Raw genomic sequence first — 17,061 nt, 5'->3', positions numbered from 1 at the left:
CGGACGGGAACTCAGCCCGCCGCGCTGGCCGGTTGCGCGGCCGGCGCGGCCGGCGCGGCCAGCTTTGCCGGCGCGAGCCAGCGGAATACGTCCAGCTCTTCGCCGTGGAAGGTGCACTCGGCGGCGGCCGGCGTCCTGACCCTCTTCGGCTCGGTCGGCTTCGCGGCGACGTTGACGTCCGTCGCCGCTTGCGATGCCGATGCCGCGAGCGGCGCGGAGACCGCCACCTCGGACGCGCTTACCCGATGCTCGATCGTCCCCTCCACCACGACGCGCGAGCCGCGAATCGCGGCCCCGCGATGCGTGATCCGCAGCGTATCCGACGACATCCCCGACGACGCCTCGGCCAGCTTGCTGCGCATCAATTGTTCGCATGCGCTCGAGTTGCGGGTAACGCTCGTGCAGGCCGCCAGCAGCGCCACGGCGCTCGCGACACAGGCGATAGAGAGAAGGCGAATATTCATCGATGTTCCGTTGTTCCAGGCCTCGATCATTGTAGCTTACGACCCCGTCGCCCGGCTTCGCGGCCGCCTGCCGCTTGACCTTGACGCGGCGCATCGGCATCGTGTTGACCGGCCGCGCCCTCGGTGGCGCAGCCTGCCGCCCGCTTGCCCAAATTGCGCGGCGAATTCAAAACGACTCTACCCCCGGTAACGATCCCGGCTTCTTCATGCTCAGCCTCGTCCTGCTCGCGATCGTCGCCTACGCCGCGACCAATATCGACAACCTGTTCGTGCTGCTCGGCTTTCTGACCGAAGCGGGCGTGGAGCGGCGCCGTGTGGTCGCGGGACAGTACGCGGGCTCTTTGATCCTCGTCGCCGCGGCGCTCGTGCTCGGGGCCTTTCTCACGCGCCTGCCGGCCGGTTATGTGGGCCTGCTCGGCTTACTGCCGATCGTCGTTGGCCTGCACAAGGCATGGCGGCGCTTCGGTCCCGGCCACGCGCGGCGCAACGCCAGCGAAGACAGCGAGGACAGCCGCGCAAGCGCTCCGCCATCCGTTCGCGGCTCATCGAGCTGGACCGTCGCGAGCGTCGCCATCGCCAACGGCTCGGACAACCTCGCCGTCTACGTGCCGCTGTACGCGAGTCGTACGCACGCCGAGAACGCGCTGGTTTCGCTCGTGTTCGTCGTGATGATCGGGCTCTGGTGCGCGGGCGCGGCATGGCTAGTCGACCACCCGTTGCTCGGCGCGCCGATCCGACGATACGGCTCGGCGCTGCTGCCGCCGATCCTGCTCGTGATAGGCGTATCGGTGATCGTGAACGGCGATACGTGGCGACTTTTGTCCGGCGCGTGATCACCGGGGGCGTCGACGAAGACTGCGCGGCACGCAACGGCTTCAGCTTGCCGCCTTCAGCGTCGTAGTCTTCGTCTGCCGATCCTGCTTCGCCAGTCTCAATTCGCCGGCTGGGGCGGTTGCACGTACGTACGCACGCCCGCCAGCGGCGCGCCATAGCCGCCCGCGCTCGCGTTGTTCGGCAAGCCGTTGACCAGTTGCGCACGCGGATCGGTCGGATTCAGATTCAGCTCGCCCGCCTGCTGGTTGCCATGCGTCGGATACTCGCTGCCGCGCGCCGCCTCCGGCATCAGACGCGTACTGTTCTGCGGCGCGTTCATGTCGTTCTGCGCGCCGAGGCCCTGCGCGCCGGCCTGTCCGACAAATCCACATGCCAACGCCGCCCACGCGCAGATCCTCGCGAGGCCGGATATCTTCGCTACCCTTTTCATGTTCACCTCCTGCTCTGTGAATTGACGACGCCTCGTGAGCTCACCCTTGAATCGAGTGCCGCGCGAGCGTCCCGCGGCACCTTCCCTGCGAGGGGGCCGGTCGCCCCCTTTCTGCAGCCGAGCAGGCCGCGGCCCACCTGACCTCGGCCCTTGACGCTTTCTCAATAATATGTTCCCATTGCGCACTATGTACCGCGCCCAGACCACCCTATCGCTACTACTAGCCCGCTCTACCGGGCTAGGTCTGCTGCTGCGCGCGTCCGCTTCTCTCTGATACACCGAAGCATCGCTTGAATCCCCAGTAACTGACCCAGCCCCGGTTTTCGACCGGCGGCCCAGTATCGCGTTTTCGTCGTCCGGTCGACACCCATTCCACGGTCTCTCCCCCGGATGATGAAAATGTTGAAAAACCCTGCTACCAAGTACCGTTCATTCAAGCCGATCAATTTGACGGATCGCCAGTGGCCGTCGCGCACCATCACGCGCGCGCCGATCTGGATGAGCACCGATCTGCGCGACGGCAACCAGGCGCTGTTCGAGCCGATGAACGCCGAGCGCAAAATGCGCATGTTCAAGACGCTGGTGCAGATCGGCTTCAAGGAAATCGAAGTCGCGTTTCCGTCGGCGTCGCAGACCGACTTCAACTTCGTGCGCGAGCTGATCGAGGGCGGCCATATTCCCGACGACGTGACGATCGAAGTGCTCACGCAGGCGCGCGACGATCTGATCGAGCGCACCTTCGAATCGTTGCGCGGCGCCCCGCGCGCGATCGTCCATCTGTACAACGCGACCGCGCCGGAATTCCGCAAGATCGTGTTCGGCCTCGAAAAGAGCGGCGTGATCGAACTCGCGCAGAAGGCCGCGCGCACGATGAAGCGCCTCGCCGACGCGCAATCGGACACGCACTTCACGCTGCAATACAGCCCGGAAGTATTCAGCGGCACCGAGCTCGAATTCGCGAAGGAAGTCTGCGACGCGGTGTTCGACATCTGGCAACCGACGCCCGAGCACAAGGCGATCGTCAATCTGCCTGCCACCGTCGAAATGGCCACGCCGAACGTCTACGCCGACCAGATCGAATGGATGCACCGCAATCTCGCGCGTCGCGACTCGCTGATCGTCTCCGTCCACCCGCATAACGACCGCGGCACGGCCGTCGCGGCCGCGGAGCTTGCGGTGATGGCGGGCGCGGATCGCGTCGAAGGTTGCCTGTTCGGCAACGGCGAGCGCACCGGCAACGTCGACCTCGTCACGCTCGCGTTGAACCTGTACACGCAGGGCGTCGACCCCGAGCTCGATTTCTCGAACATCAACGAAGTCGCGCGCACGGCCGAGGAATGCACGCAGTTGCCGGTGCATCCGCGTCATCCGTATGTCGGCGATCTCGTCTTCACTGCGTTCTCGGGCTCGCACCAGGACGCGATCAAGAAAGGCTTCGCCGCGCAGAAGCCGGACGCGATCTGGGAAGTGCCGTACATGCCGATCGATCCGAGCGACCTCGGCCGCACCTACGACTCCGTAATTCGCGTGAACAGCCAGTCGGGCAAAGGCGGCATCGCTTATCTGCTCGAGCAGAGCTACGGCGTCGTGTTGCCGCGCCGCCTGCAGGTCGACTTCAGCTCGGCCGTGCAGCGCTTCACCGACCAGAGCGGCCAGGAAGTCACGCCCGCGCAGATCTGGGAACTGTTCCAGCAGGAATACGTGCGCACGGCGGAGCCGGTCCGCTATATCAGCCACAGCCTGTCCGAGCACGACGGCCGCGAGCACATCAAGCTCAATGTCGAAATCAACGGCACGCCGCGCGTGCTGAGCGGCGCCGGCAACGGCCCGCTCGACGCGCTGATGCACGCCTTCGACGTGCCCGTGCGCATCCAGCACTACGAGGAACGCGCGCTCACGCAGGGCGCCGATGCACGCGCGATCGCGATCGCCGAAATGGCCGGCGCCGATGTGGCCGGCAGCGCGTTCGGCGTCGGTGTCGATGCGAACCTGATTACCGCGTCGATCCGCGCGGTGATCAGCGGCGTGAACCGCTCGTATGCACGCGTGAACACGGATGCCCAGGAGCGCTTCTTCGACGCCGCGCTGAGCGACGCGACGGTGTGAGGCCAGCGTCTGCCGCGTTGAACGTGCGGCACGCCGCCTGTTCGACGGGCTGACGACAACGAAGAAGGGGCGTTTCGACGCCCCTTCTTTTTTAATGTGGATTTATCCGCGTCAATCTCGGCCGACGGTCAATGAAACACGTCCCGACCGAAGTACTTCAGTGAAATCCGCTGATACGTACCGTCTTTTCTCATGCCGGCGAGCGCGTCGTCGATCGCCAGGCGCAGCTTCGGATTGCCCTTGCGGATCAGTACGGCCGACTTGTCGCTGCTATCGGGCGACGTATCGACCGCGACGACCTTGATCCTCGCGTCGGGCTCGCGCTTCCTGTAGTCGAGAAAGGACAATGAATCGTTGACGGTCGCGTCGACGCGGCCCGCGACGAGCAGATCGATCGATTCGTCGAAGCCCTGCGCCGGAATCACCTGCGCGCCGTGCGCGGCCGCGATCCTGCCGACGTTGCTGGCCAGCGTATTGGCCGATTTGCGGCCCTTCAGGTCGTCGAAAGATCTGATCGTCGTGTTGTCCGATGCGACGATCAGCACAGCGTGCGACGTGATGTACGGGTCCGAGTAATCGTATTTGAGCTTGCGCTCGTCGGTGATCGCGACCTCATTGATCACCGCGTCGTAGCGATTGACGTCGAGACCGGCGATCAGTCCTTCCCATTTGCCTTCGATGAATTGCGGCTTGACGCCCAGACGCCGCGCGATCGCGCTCCCAAGCTCGACGTCGAAGCCGGTCAGCTTGCCCGCGTCGTCGTGGTAGGTGAACGGGGCGTACGTACCTTCGGTGCCGATCCGGAACACGCCCGATGCCTTGATCCGCGCGAGATCGTCGGCGCTAGCCGGATGCGCCAGTGCTGCCTGCAACAGCGCAATCATCGCAAGTGAACGAATCGGCTTCATCGGACGGCTCCGTCTGAGTGGCTGCGCAAGTGGCGGACTGCCGCGTTTGGCGGGGAGTGCCGGCGTGCGGCCGACTGTAGCAAACCGTCCGCGATTTTAAAAGCGCTTCGCGCGCGGTGCGTCGATCCGCACAGGTCAGCCGCGGCGCTGTTCCGTCAAGCATATGGCGCAGACAAAAAGGCCCCGCAAGCGCTCATGCTTTCACGAGCCTTTGCGGAGCCTTTTCGCGGAGCTTTCGGTGTGGGTCGGCGTGTCGGCGCGCCGCTCAGTACGTCTCCAGATGCAGCCGCCCTTCCCGCTTCAGCTTCGCCCACAACGCTTCCCAATCGAGCTGATGCTGTTCGCCGATATCCTTGAGCGCCTGCAGCACACCGTCCTCCATGCCCTTGAGGCCGCACACGTAGATATAGGTGTTGTCGTCCTTCAGCAGGTTCGCGACGTCGGCCGAACGTTCGCGCATTGCGTCCTGCACATAGCGTTTCGCCTGTCCCGGCGTGCGCGAAAACGCGAGCGTGGTGTCGATGAAATCCTTCGGCAGATTCGTCAGCGGTCCAAAGTACGGCAGCTCCTCCTTCGTGCGCGCGCCGAAGAACAGCATCAGCTTGCCGGTCGCGCCTTTGAGGCGCTTGCGGCGGCGGTACTCGGTCATCGCGCGCATCGGCGCGGAACCGGTGCCGGTGCAGATCATCAGCAGGTGCGAGTTTGGATGATTCGGCATCAGGAAGGTGCTGCCGAACGGACCGATCACATTGACCACGTCGCCCTTCTTCAGATCGCACAGATAGTTCGAGCACACGCCGTCGATCGCGTCGCCGTGCTGCTGCGACACCCGCTTCACCGTCAGCGACACGTTGTTATAGCCGGGCCGCTCGCCATCGCGCGGACTCGCGATCGAGTACTGGCGCGCGTGATGCACGCGACCGTCGGCAGCAGCTCCCGGCGGCAGAATGCCGATCGACTGGCCTTCGAGCACCGGAAACGGCATCGAGCCGAAATCGAGCACGATGTGATGGATGTCGCTCGACGTCGCGCTGTCGGTGAGCCGGTAGTTGCCGACCACGGTCGCGGTGGTCGGCGCCTTGTGCGTGTAGAGATTCACGTACGGCTTCGCGGCAGACCACGGTGGCACGACAGCGCCGCGCACGGTATCCACTTCGATGCCGTCTGCTTCGGCGGCGCTGTCGCCCGCGGTGGACGCGGCCACCGGTTCTTCAGCCGGCACCGCCATCGTGTTCTGCTCGGGCAACACGTCCCACGTAAACTGCTCGTCAATCGAATACGCGTCGGCCTTCAGCACCGTGCGCCAGTTGTCGATCGCGCCAGTCGGGCACGGCGGCACGCAGGCCATGCAGCCGTTGCAGACGTCGGCCCTCACGACGTAGTTGTTGGCGTCGTGCGTGATCGCATCGACCGGACAGGTCTCTTCGCAGGTATTGCAGCGAATGCAGATCTCCGGATCGATCAGATGCTGCCGCAGAACTTCGACCGATACTGAGCCGTTCATGACTTCCTCCACCTGGATACGGCGAGCGCGTAACGCGCCTTTCGTGCTTCGCCTGCTTCAGTTGAAGCGCACGTATTCGAAGTCGACCGGCTGACGGTTCACGCCCATCGCGGGCGGCGCGATCCAGTTCGCGAACTTGCCCGGCTCGGCGACGCGGCCCATCAGCGAAGCGACGAACGCGCGATCTTCCGGCGTGGCGAGCCAGTTCGCTTCGTTGGCGGCCCATTCGGCTTCGCTGAGCACGCGGCCATCGGGCGACACCCGCGTGCCCGCGAACGTGCCGATCTGCCGGTTGAACGCCTTGTGTGGCACCGTCATGCGACAGTCGACGCCGGCCTTCTCGAGCACCTTGTTCCAGCGCCCAACGCCCGCAACCGAGTCCTTGATGTAATCGTCGCGCAGCACTTCGTTCATCGCGTTGAGCATCGGCACTTCGCGCTCGACGAGCTTGCCGTCCTGCACGTCGAGCAGCTTGTAAGCATGCTCGTTCAGGCGATGATCGTCGTCGCGCTTGCCTTCCTCGTAGCGGCCCTTCAGGCCCGAGCTATAGAACGTCGCCGCGTTCGACGAATGATCGGCGCCGAACAGGTCGATCGTGACCGAGTAATGGAAGTTCAGATAGCGCTGGATGGTCGGCAGATCGATCACGCCGGCCGCGCGGATCTTCGCGACGTCGTCGGTACCGAGTTCGTTCATCACCTGCGCGGTACGCTGGATCACGCGCGACACGCCCGATTCGCCGACGAACATATGATGCGCTTCCTCGGTCAGCATGAACTTCGTCGTGCGCGCGAGCGGATCGAAGCCCGACTCCGCGAGCGCCGACAACTGGAACTTGCCGTCGCGGTCGGTGAAGTACGTGAACATATAGAACGCGAGCCAGTCCGGCGTTTTCTCGTTGAACGCGCCGAGAATGCGCGGGTTGTCCTCGTCGCCCGAGCGACGGCCGAGCAAGGCTTCGGCTTCCTCACGACCGTCGCGGCCGAAATAGCGATGCAGCAGATACACCATCGCCCACAGATGACGGCCTTCCTCGACGTTGACCTGGAACAGGTTGCGAAGATCGTACAGCGACGGCGCGGTCAGACCGAGGTGACGCTGCTGCTCGACCGAGGCCGGCTCCGTATCGCCCTGCGTGACGATGATGCGGCGCAGGTTCGCGCGATGCTCGCCGGGCACGTCCTGCCACGCGGCTTCGCCCTTGTGTTCGCCGAAGTGGATCTTGCGATCCTGCTCGCCCGGCGTGAGGAAAATGCCCCAGCGGTACTCGGGCATCTTCACGTAGTCGAAGTGCGCCCAGCCGCCCGCATCGACGCTGACCGCGGTGCGCAGATACACGTCGTACCCGTGCGAGCCTTCCGGGCCCATGTCGCCCCACCATGACAGAAAGTTCGGCTGCCATTGTTCGAGCGCGCGTTGCAGCGCGCGGTCGTCGGCGAGGTTGACGTTGTTCGGAATCTTTTCGCTGTAGTTGATCGAGGACATGGTCGGTTCCCTGGGTCAATTCCCTGTTCGGAAGCTGCAGTGGCGAGAGGCGCGTATCGGCAGGCGGCGTCGTTTAGTCGGAGTGAGCGCGGCGCATCTCACACGCGCGACACATCGAATTGCGCCTTGCTGCCCTTGCCGTACACCTTGAGCGCACCCTTCTCGCCCACTGCGTTCGGCCGGTTGAAGATCCAGTTCTGCCAGGCGGTGAGACGGCCGAAAATGCGCGTCTCCATCGTCTCCGGCCCATTGAAGCGCAGATTCGCTTCGAGGCCGGTCAAGGCATCGGGCGACATTGCCGCGCGTTCTTCGAGCGCGATGCGGATTTCGTCGGCCCAATCGATGTCGTCCGGCGACGCGGTGACCAGACCGAGGCGCTCCGCGTCGAGCGCCTTGACCGGCTGGCCGATCAGCGCGCGCGCCGCGTCGAGCGGCTCGGCTTCCTCGTAGAAGCGCCGCGCGAGCCGCGACTGATGCGTGACCATCGGATACAGGCCGAAGTTGACTTCCGACAGCGTGATCGCCGGCTCCTCGTCCTCGTTGTCGGGCAGCGCGGCCATGTAGGTGCGATCGGCGGCGAACGCGAGTTCCGCGAACGTGCCGGCGAAGCATGAACCCGGCTCGATCAGCGTGAAGATGGAGCGCGACGACACGTCGAGGCGCGCGAGCGTGCGGCGCAGCATGCCGATCGTTTCGCGCACGAACCAGTGATCCTTGTGCTGCAGCAGCGTCGCGTCGACTGCGAGCAGGTGTCGCGCGTCGCCTTCGGTCTTGAACACCCAGGTGCCGATGTCGAGCGCGTTGGTGCGCATCGAGAGGATCGCGTCGTCGAGTTCGCGGGCGAATTGCAGCGGCCACCAGTTGGCGCCCGCCGCGACGATCGCGGCGAGGTCGGTCGGTTGATCGGTGCGCGGCGCGCGCGCGGTGAAGGTCGCCATACGTTTCGCGCGATCGATCGTGACGTCGACCGTCTGATAGCTGAGACCAGCTTCGCGATCCGTGCGTTCGATGCGCGTGAGCGCGACGCCCGGCGCTCCGGCCGGACGATCGCTGTGCGCGCCGAGTTCGAGCGCGCGCGCCTGAATGGCCTGCTCGAACTGATTCGGCTTCACGACTTCGTCGACGAGGCGCCATGCCTTCGCGCGTTCGCCGCGCACGCCCTCCACCACCGTGCAGAAGATATCCGCGCGATCGTGGCGCACCTTGCGCTTATCGGTCACGCGCGTGAGTCCGCCGGTGCCGGGCAGCACGCCGAGCAGCGGCACTTCCGGCAGCGACACCGAAGAGGAACGATCGTCGATCAGATAGATTTCATCGCAGGCGAGCGCGAGCTCATAGCCGCCGCCCGCGCACGCGCCGTTCACCGCGGCGAGAAACTTGAGACCCGAATGGCGCGACGAATCTTCGAGCCCGTTGCGCGTTTCGTTCGTGAACTTGCAGAAGTTGACCTTCCACGCGTGGGATGACAGCCCCAGCATGAAGATATTCGCGCCGGAGCAGAACACCCGGTCCTTCAGGCTCGTCACCACCACCGTGCGGACTTCCGGATGCTCGAAGCGAATGCGCTGAATCGCGTCGTGCAGTTCGATATCGACGCCGAGATCATACGAATTGAGCTTCAGCTTGTAGCCGTCGCGAATGCCGCCGTCCTCGGCGATGTCGATGCCGAGCGTCGCGACCGGACCGTTGAAACTGAGCTTCCAATGCCTGTACTGCGACGGGTCGGTGCGATAGTCGACCGGCGCGGCCTGAGCGACGGCGGTGGCTGCTGTGGACATGGGGCGTCTCCTGACTGGACGATGCAATCTGTTTTTGAACAATAGTGCATCGTCATACCAGCGTAAAGCACTTTAGTGCATTTTTACGGGGAAACCCTGGCGCCCACGATCGGTCAGTTCACGCGGGCCTCGTCGGGGGCTTCCGCCGCGAGACGCGCGGCGAGACGGTCGCGCAACTGCAGGTACGCATCGGCGAGCGTCTTTTCGCTGGTGTCGAACGTCATGTCGGCGCGCCCGTACAGCTCGGCGCGCCCGGCGAGGATGCGCTTCAGGTCGTCCATCGCCTCGCGGTTGCCGGACATCGGCCGCAGATCGCCTTGCGCGACGACGCGACGCATATGTTCCTCGGGCGTCGCCTGCAACCACACCGTGAAGCAGTGCGACAGCAGCGTGTTGAACGTGCCCGATTCCGACACGAGCCCGCCCGGCGACGCGATCACCGCGCGCGGATGCTCGTGGATCACCGCTTCGAGCGCGCGTTGCTCGTAGCGTCGATACGCGCTCGCGCCGTACAGCGAATGGATCTCCGACGGCGGACAGCCCGCGAGCTGTTCGATCACCCGCGTGAGCTCGATGAACGGCACTTTGCGCTCCTGCGCGAGCATGCGCCCTAGCGTCGATTTACCCGCGCCGCGCAGGCCGATCAGCGCGATGCGGTCCCTGCGGTGCGGGTCGCGCGGCGCCTGCGCGAACATCTCGGCGAGCGCGATGCGCGCGCGCTGCAGTGCCGCCTGGTCGCGCCCCTGCAGCAGCTCGCGGATCAGCAGCCATTCGGCCGACGCGGTGGTTTCGTCGCCGATCACTTCGGCGAGCGGGCAGTTCAGCGTGGCCGCGAGCTGCCGCAGCACCAGCACCGACGCATTGCCGACGCCCGATTCGAGGTTCGCCAGATGCCGCTCCGACAAACCGGTTTCGGCCGCTAGCGTCTTGCGTGTCATGCCGCGGCGCGCGCGCAGCAAACGCACACGCTCGCCCATCGCGGTCAGGAACGGATCGCGTTCTTCGCGCTCGCCGCCACATTCGGCCGTGCGTTCACCCGCGGGCTCGGTGCGTTCGGCGCGGGCCGCGTCGTCGGTTTCGTCCAACGGTGCGGGAGGGTACTTTTGATTCATGTTTTGCGACCTCGTGACTACGTTACATGTACTATAGTGCTTGACATGCATCAGGTGAACGGTTTAATTTTCGCCAAAAGCTGATTCAATCACAAACACAGTCGCGCGCCGCCTTGGCATTCCGGCCGCGTCACGGAGACGGCGCCGCAATACGCATGCACCAAAGTTCCGGCGGCCGGCGATCCGGCGGCCGGCGATCCGGACATCCGGCCTGCGTGAGCGCGCTTCTGGAGGCTCGCATGTCCCCACAGGAATTCCAGCGTCTGATCGCAGGCGTCACTGCGCAACTCGCCGGGCGGCCGCTCGACGCCGCGCTCGCGGACTGGCTGAACGACACCTGGCCCGCCGGCAGCCCCACCTTTCACGAACTCGCGAACGCATGCCGCAACGGCGTCGCCGAAGGCTGGCTGTGCAACCGCGAGGCCGGCGGCATCCGCTACGGCCGCGTCTTCAAGGCGCTCCCCGACACGCACGGCTTTTCCGTCGACGCCGTCGACATGCAGGACATTGCCGGTCCGCACCACGCCCATCCGCACGGCGAGATCGATCTGATCATGCCCCTCACCGACGGCGCGACGTTCGACGGACATCCGGCCGGCTGGTGCGTGTACGGCCCCAGCTCGGCGCATCGTCCGACCGTCGCGAACGGCCGGGCGCTGGTGCTGTATCTGCTGCCGCAAGGGGCGATCGAATTCACGCGCGCGTGAGCCGCGAGCGGATCACGATCACACAAGAGCCGGACCGTGTCCACGGATGGAGGAGACATATGGAAGCCCTGCTGGAAACGAGCCCGCGCGAGCCGGTTGCGCCGCCGCCCCCGCTGTTCAACTTCGCGAGGCATCTGTTCCAGTTGAACGAAGCGCGCGCGAGCAAAGTCGCCTATATCGACGACTACGGCACGATGACCTACGGCGAACTCGAACAGCGCGCGCGGCGTTGCGCCAGCGCACTGCGTGCGCTCGGCGTGCATCCCGAGGAACGCGTGCTGCTCGTGATGCTCGACACCGTATCGCTGCCGGTCGCATTTCTCGGCGCGCTTTACGCCGGCATCGTGCCGGTCGTCGCGAACACCTTGCTGACCGCCGCCGACTATACGTACATGCTGACGCACAGCCACGCGCGAGCGGTGATCGTATCGGAACCGTTGCTACCTAACGTGACGGAGGCGCTGCGCAGCATCGACGACGACGGCTGCCAACCGATCGTCTCCCAGACTCACGCCTCCACCGAAGCGCCGCTCGCGGCGCCCCGCTTCGAAATGCTGGTCGACACAGCGCTACCTGCCGTCAAAGGCTGTGCAAGCAACGCGGACGACATCGCGTTCTGGCTCTATTCGTCGGGCTCGACCGGCAAGCCGAAAGGCACCGTCCATACGCACGCGAATCTGTACTGGACCGCCGAGCTGTATGCGAAGCCAGTGCTCGGCATCGTCGAGAGCGACGTGGTGTTTTCGGCGGCGAAACTGTTCTTTGCATATGGGCTCGGCAACGCGCTGACGTTTCCGCTGTCGGTCGGCGCGACCGCGATCCTGATGGCCGAGCGCCCGACCGCCGACGCGATTTTCGCGCGCCTCGTCCAGCATCGCCCGACCGTGTTCTACGGCGTGCCGACCTTGTACGCGAACATGCTGGTGTCGCTCAACCTGCCCGCGCGCGCCGACGTCGCGATCCGCGTGTGTGCGTCGGCCGGCGAGGCGTTGCCACGCGACGTCGGCGAACGCTTCACCGCGCATTTCGGCGCCGAGATTCTCGATGGCATCGGCTCGACGGAAATGCTGCATATCTTCCTGTCGAATCGCGCGGGCGAAGTCGAATACGGCACGACCGGGCGCCCCGTGCCGGGCTACGAAGTCGAGTTGCGCGACGAGGCCGGGCGGCCGGTGCCCGATGGCGAAGTCGGCGATCTGTTCATCAAGGGGCCGAGCGCGGCGCTGATGTACTGGAGCAATCGCGAGAAAACGCGCGCGACGTTTCTCGGCGAATGGATCAGAAGCGGCGACAAATATCGGCGTCTCACGAACGGCTGCTATGTTTACGCGGGCCGCAGCGACGACATGCTGAAAGTGAGCGGCCAATATGTGTCGCCAGTCGAGGTCGAGATGGTGCTCGTCGCGCATCCGGCGGTGCTCGAAGCGGCGGTGGTCGGCGTCGATCATGGCGGGCTCGTGAAAACTCGCGCGTTCGTCGTGCTCAAGCGCTCCTTCATGCCGTCCGACCTGCTCGCCGAGGAACTGAAGACCTTCGTCAAGGAACGGCTCGCGCCGCACAAGTACCCGCGCGATATCGTGTTCACCGACGATCTGCCGAAGACCGCCACCGGCAAGATTCAACGCTTCAAGCTACGCGAACAGTCATAGGTGAGTCATTGATGCAGAATCGAGGTACTGCCCCAGCCACTTCCTCCGCGAGTGCCGCCAGTTGCTTTGCCGAACTGCCGGCGAGCGCGTCGCATGGATCGCTGCGCATCGAGTACCGCTGGGTCAACGAGCAGGCGAATGCTCAGCAGGACGATTCGCCGATCGCGGTATTCCTGCACGAAGGTCTCGGCTCGATCGCGATGTGGCGCGACTGGCCGCAGACGTTGTGCGCGCGACTCGGCATGCGCGGGCTCGTCTATTCGCGGCCAGGCTACGGACTCTCGACAGCGCGTGCGCCTGACGACAAATGGCCGGTCGATTTCATGACCGCACAGGCGCGCGACATCCTCCCCACCCTGCTGGACGCGCTCGATATCGACCTGCGCCAACGCCAACGCATGTGGGTGATCGGTCATAGCGACGGCGGCTCGATCGCGCTGCTGTATGCGGCGCTGTACCCCGATGCGCTCGCGGGCGCGGTCGTGATCGCGCCGCACGTATTCGTCGAAGACATCTCGGTGCAAAGCATCGCCCAAACGAAGCAGCTTTACGAAACCACCGATCTTCGCGCGAAGCTCACCCGCTATCACGCGGACGTCGATTCCGCGTTCTACGGCTGGAACGATATCTGGCTCGACCCTGCGTTCAGGCGGTGGTCGATCGTGGAGGCGCTCGCGCCGATCCGTCGACCGCTGCTCGCGATCCAGGGCCACGACGACAACTACGGCACGATGGCGCAGATCGACACGATCGCCGTGCGCGTGCCGCACGCTCAACTCGTGAAGCTCGACGCATGCGGACACTCGCCGCATCGCGACGCGCCCGCCGCGCTCAACGACGCCATCGCGGCATTCGTGCGCGCACAACGATAAGCGGCGCCCGTCTGTTACCGATACTTCATAAAAATTACACGGATCGGCGATTATGCTGCTGCATCGCTGACCTCGGCACCTCGATGGCGAGGCATCCCTTCCCCGTCCGGAGACAGTGCCATGCCCTTCGTGTCGAAGCCGATTCGTGCGCCCCGTCGCAAACGTTTGACGGGCGCCATCGCGGTGATCACGCTGTGCGCGCTAGCGGGAGCGTGCAGCGACGACGCCCCGGCCGCCAAGACGAATACGATCAGTTCAACGGAACATCCCGCCGCTAACCCCGGCGACCCATCGATCGCCCCGCCGCCGGCCGACTCCGCGCCGCCGACGCTGACGATCCAGACACCGGCGGCACCCGCATCCGAAGCCGGCACGGCGCTGTCCGCCACCTCGCCGCCGCTGGCCAGCCCCGTCATTCATACCGTCGATTGAGAATCGCGCCGCGCGCGGCGGCTAGCCCGCCTTCGCGCGTCCGACGCAGCATCGCCGTTTCAGTACCGCAATTTGTCGTCCCCGTGCCTTTTCCTCCACCGAAGATCAAAGCCACCACCGCCCCAACCATGACTTCAAACAATCGTCGTGATTTTCTGCGCTCGGCCGCGCAAGCCGCCGGTTCCTTCACCGCGTTGAGCATGCTGCCGCCGGGCATCCGCAATGCGCTCGCGATTCCGGCCAACAACCGGACCGGCACGATCCGCGACGTCGAGCACATCGTCGTGCTGATGCAGGAGAACCGTTCGTTCGACCACTACTTCGGCACGCTCAAAGGCGTGCGCGGCTTCGGCGACACGCGCGCGATCAACCTCGCGAACGGCCAGCCGGTGTGGTATCAGCCGCAAACCGCCGATGCCAGCGGTGCCAGCTACGTGCTGCCGTTCCGTCCGGGCGCGCCGAACCTCGGCCTGCAATTCCTGCAGGATCTTGCGCACGACTGGGGCTCCACGCATGCCGCATGGAACGGCGGCCGCAACGATCAGTGGGTGCCGACGAAGGGCGCGACCACGATGGCCTACCTGACGCGCGACGACATCCCGTTCCACTATCAGCTCGCCGACGCATTCACGATCTGCGACGCCTACCACTGCTCGCTGATGGGCCCGACCGATCCGAATCGCTACTACATGTGGAGTGGCTGGGTCGGCAACGACAGCAGCGGCGGCGGCCCGGTAATCGACAATTCGGAACTCGGCTACGGCTGGTCGACCTACCCCGAAGTGCTGCAGAACGCCGGCATCTCGTGGAAGATCTATCAGGACATCGGCACCGGGCTCGACGCGAACGGCTCGTGGGGCTGGACGCAGAACGCGTACATCGGCAACTACGGTGACAACTCGCTGCTCTATTTCAATCAGTACCGCAACGCGCAGCCGGGCAACCCGCTGTATGACAATGCGCGGACCGGCACCAACGCGGCCAACGGCGACGGCTACTTCGACATTCTGAAGCGCGACGTGCAGAACGGCACGCTGCCGCAGGTGTCGTGGATCGTCGCGCCCGAAGCGTACAGCGAGCATCCGAACTGGCCGACCAACTACGGCGCGTGGTACATCGATCAGGTGCTGCAGATCCTCACGTCGAACCCGGACGTGTGGAGCAAGACCGTGCTGCTGATCAACTACGACGAAAACGACGGCTTCTTCGATCACATCGCCGCACCGTTCGCGGCCGCGTCGAGCGCGAACGGTTTGTCGACCGTCGACATCACGCACGAAATCTATGCCGGCGATACGAAGAACGTCGCCGGGCCCTACGGACTCGGACCGCGCGTGCCGATGCTGGTGGTCTCGCCGTGGTCCAAAGGCGGCTACGTGTGCTCGGAAGTGTTCGACCATACCTCGGTGATCCGCTTCATCGAAAAACGCTTCGGCCAGCAGCACAATCTCGGCGAATCGAACATCACGCCGTGGCGTCGCGCGGTGTGCGGCGATCTGACCTCCGCGTTCAACTTCGCGAATCCGAACGCGTCGGTGCCGTCGCTGCCGGGCACGAGCGGCTACGTGCCGCCCGACCAGAACCGTCATCCGGACTACGTGCCGCAACCGCCGACGGTGCAGACGGTGCCGAAGCAGGAAGCGGGCGTGCGCCCGGCGCGCGCGTTGCCGTACGAACTGTTCGTGCGCGTCGACGAAGGCTCGAACGGCAAGCTGACGATGCGCTTCGTCAACACGGGCCGCGCGGGCGCGGTGTTCCTCGTGTACGCGGCCAACAGCGCCGACGCGCCGCGCAGCTATACCGTCGAAGCGGGCAAGCATCTGCAGGACACGCTGCTGCTCAACGCCGACGGCAGCTACGACTTCAGCGTGCACGGGCCGAACGGCTTCCTGCGCCGCTTCGCGGGCAAGGTGGTCGCACGGAACTGGTGGAAGGGTTCGGACACCGCACGGCCGGCCGTCGCCGAAGGCTACGATGTCGCGAACGGCAATCTGCAACTGCGGCTCGAGAACGTCGGCAGCGCGCGTTGCCAGTTCACGATCGTCAACGCGTACGACGCGAGCCATGTGATCAAGCATTCGGTACGCGGCGGCGACACCGACAATCTGTACCTCGATCTGCGCAAAGCATACGGCTGGTACGATCTCGCGATTACCGTCGACACGGACCCGACGTTCGCGCGCCGCATCGCCGGTCATGTCGAGACGGGAAACAACAGCATGAGCGATCCGGCGCTGGGCGGCTGAGCGTCGCTGTAACCCAACGTTGCAAAAGCAACGGCCGCTGGCTCTTCGAGCACAGCGGCCGTTTTTTATCCGGCTCTCGAACGCGAACCCGCAAACGCACGAGCGTCTACGATTCGAAATCGAGCCCGCCGATCAACGTAACCGGCTCACCCTGCGTGTGCGTGGAGAAATCGAGTTCGCGCGCCTGGGTCCACGCATTGAGCTTGCGCGGCAGCGCGGCCAGATATCTGGCGAAACGCGTCGCGCCCTGCTCGCCCATCAGCCTTTCTATTTCGTCGCTGTCCCAGGTCAGATACAGATTCAACGGATGCGGGTAATGACCGAGCTCATCGAGCGGCGTGGCGTGAATCCGCACGCGGGTGGGCTGACCCTGTTCGCCATGCGGCAACACGTCGGTGTACACGGTCTTTGCGATACACGCGGCGATCGCCTCGGCAATGCGCGGCGCGAACTCCTGGTCGAAACGCATTGCACTCTCAGGGCGCATCCAATCTCTCCGCTGTGATTCCCATCGTGGGTTGGTCATCGTAGCAG

General features: G+C 64.9%; 15 protein-coding genes. 7 read left to right on the top strand and 8 right to left on the bottom strand.

All coding sequences use genetic code 11. From position 1 onward, the window contains the following. Positions 1-11 precede the first annotated feature (11 nt). Entirely contained in the window at positions 12-464 is a 453-nt protein-coding gene (locus tag OKW44_RS35955) for a hypothetical protein (protein WP_026225931.1), read from the bottom strand. Positions 465-670: 206 nt separating this feature from the next. Here OKW44_RS35955 and OKW44_RS35950 point away from each other — a divergent pair, with 206 nt between their 5' ends. Beyond that, positions 671-1,297, top strand: coding sequence for a cadmium resistance transporter (locus OKW44_RS35950; protein ID WP_018421126.1), 627 nt, complete (start codon positions 671-673; stop codon positions 1,295-1,297). A 98-nt stretch (positions 1,298-1,395) separates the two neighbouring features. Here OKW44_RS35950 and OKW44_RS35945 read toward each other — a convergent pair whose 3' ends face one another. Beyond that, complete coding sequence (locus OKW44_RS35945; RefSeq protein WP_018421127.1) at positions 1,396-1,728, bottom strand: hypothetical protein; 333 nt, start codon at positions 1,726-1,728, stop codon at positions 1,396-1,398. A 399-nt stretch (positions 1,729-2,127) separates the two neighbouring features. Between OKW44_RS35945 and leuA the strand changes: the two genes are divergently transcribed. Continuing rightward, a complete protein-coding gene (gene leuA / locus OKW44_RS35940; RefSeq protein WP_018421128.1) occupies positions 2,128-3,834 on the top strand; it encodes a 2-isopropylmalate synthase in 1,707 nt (568 codons plus the stop codon). A 128-nt stretch (positions 3,835-3,962) separates the two neighbouring features. On the opposite strand, the gene OKW44_RS35935 is transcribed toward leuA, so the two are convergent. The 5 genes from OKW44_RS35935 to OKW44_RS35915 all read right to left on the bottom strand — a co-directional run bounded on the left by OKW44_RS35935 (position 3,963) and on the right by OKW44_RS35915 (position 10,621). Next, the gene (locus OKW44_RS35935; RefSeq protein ID WP_018421129.1) at positions 3,963-4,742 is read right to left on the bottom strand and encodes an amino acid ABC transporter substrate-binding protein; all 780 of its coding nucleotides are present in this window, start codon (positions 4,740-4,742) and stop codon (positions 3,963-3,965) included. Between the two features lie 265 nt (positions 4,743-5,007). Beyond that, positions 5,008-6,246, bottom strand: coding sequence for a benzoyl-CoA 2,3-epoxidase subunit BoxA (gene boxA, locus OKW44_RS35930; RefSeq protein WP_018421130.1), 1,239 nt, complete (start codon positions 6,244-6,246; stop codon positions 5,008-5,010). A 57-nt stretch (positions 6,247-6,303) separates the two neighbouring features. Continuing rightward, complete coding sequence (gene boxB, locus OKW44_RS35925; protein ID WP_018421131.1) at positions 6,304-7,731, bottom strand: benzoyl-CoA 2,3-epoxidase subunit BoxB; 1,428 nt, start codon at positions 7,729-7,731, stop codon at positions 6,304-6,306. 98 nt (positions 7,732-7,829) lie between these two features. Continuing rightward, positions 7,830-9,509, bottom strand: a complete 1,680-nt coding sequence (gene boxC / locus OKW44_RS35920) for a 2,3-epoxybenzoyl-CoA dihydrolase (protein ID WP_018421132.1) — start codon at positions 9,507-9,509, stop codon at positions 7,830-7,832. 113 nt (positions 9,510-9,622) lie between these two features. Beyond that, positions 9,623-10,621 (bottom strand): helix-turn-helix transcriptional regulator, encoded by a 999-nt coding sequence (locus tag OKW44_RS35915; protein ID WP_018421133.1) that lies wholly within the window; start codon positions 10,619-10,621, stop codon positions 9,623-9,625. 239 nt (positions 10,622-10,860) lie between these two features. Here OKW44_RS35915 and OKW44_RS35910 point away from each other — a divergent pair, with 239 nt between their 5' ends. The 5 genes from OKW44_RS35910 (at position 10,861) to OKW44_RS35890 (ending at position 16,527) form a co-directional block, all read left to right on the top strand. Further along, on the top strand, positions 10,861-11,328 hold the full coding sequence (locus OKW44_RS35910; protein ID WP_018421134.1) for a DUF4863 family protein: 468 nt from the start codon (positions 10,861-10,863) through the stop codon (positions 11,326-11,328). A gap of 59 nt (positions 11,329-11,387) precedes the next feature. Next, positions 11,388-12,977, top strand: a complete 1,590-nt coding sequence (locus tag OKW44_RS35905) for a benzoate-CoA ligase family protein (RefSeq protein ID WP_018421135.1) — start codon at positions 11,388-11,390, stop codon at positions 12,975-12,977. Positions 12,978-12,988: 11 nt separating this feature from the next. Further along, positions 12,989-13,849 carry an alpha/beta fold hydrolase gene (locus tag OKW44_RS35900; RefSeq protein WP_018421136.1) on the top strand — a complete coding sequence of 287 codons (861 nt, stop codon included), beginning with the start codon at positions 12,989-12,991 and terminating at the stop codon, positions 13,847-13,849. A gap of 120 nt (positions 13,850-13,969) precedes the next feature. After that, complete coding sequence (locus OKW44_RS35895) at positions 13,970-14,281, top strand: hypothetical protein (protein WP_018421137.1); 312 nt, start codon at positions 13,970-13,972, stop codon at positions 14,279-14,281. Positions 14,282-14,409: 128 nt separating this feature from the next. Next, a complete protein-coding gene (locus OKW44_RS35890) occupies positions 14,410-16,527 on the top strand; it encodes a phosphocholine-specific phospholipase C (protein WP_018421138.1) in 2,118 nt (705 codons plus the stop codon). A gap of 106 nt (positions 16,528-16,633) precedes the next feature. Here OKW44_RS35890 and OKW44_RS35885 read toward each other — a convergent pair whose 3' ends face one another. Further along, entirely contained in the window at positions 16,634-17,014 is a 381-nt protein-coding gene (locus OKW44_RS35885) for a DUF5594 family protein (protein WP_026225932.1), read from the bottom strand. Positions 17,015-17,061 lie beyond the last annotated feature (47 nt).

The sequence above is a fragment of the Paraburkholderia lebeckiae genome (assembly GCF_050436325.1).
GTDB classification, from domain to species: Bacteria; Pseudomonadota; Gammaproteobacteria; order Burkholderiales; family Burkholderiaceae; genus Paraburkholderia; species Paraburkholderia tuberum.
The sequence above is the reverse complement of the archived record's forward strand: the minus strand, read 5'-3'. Positions and strand labels throughout refer to the sequence as shown.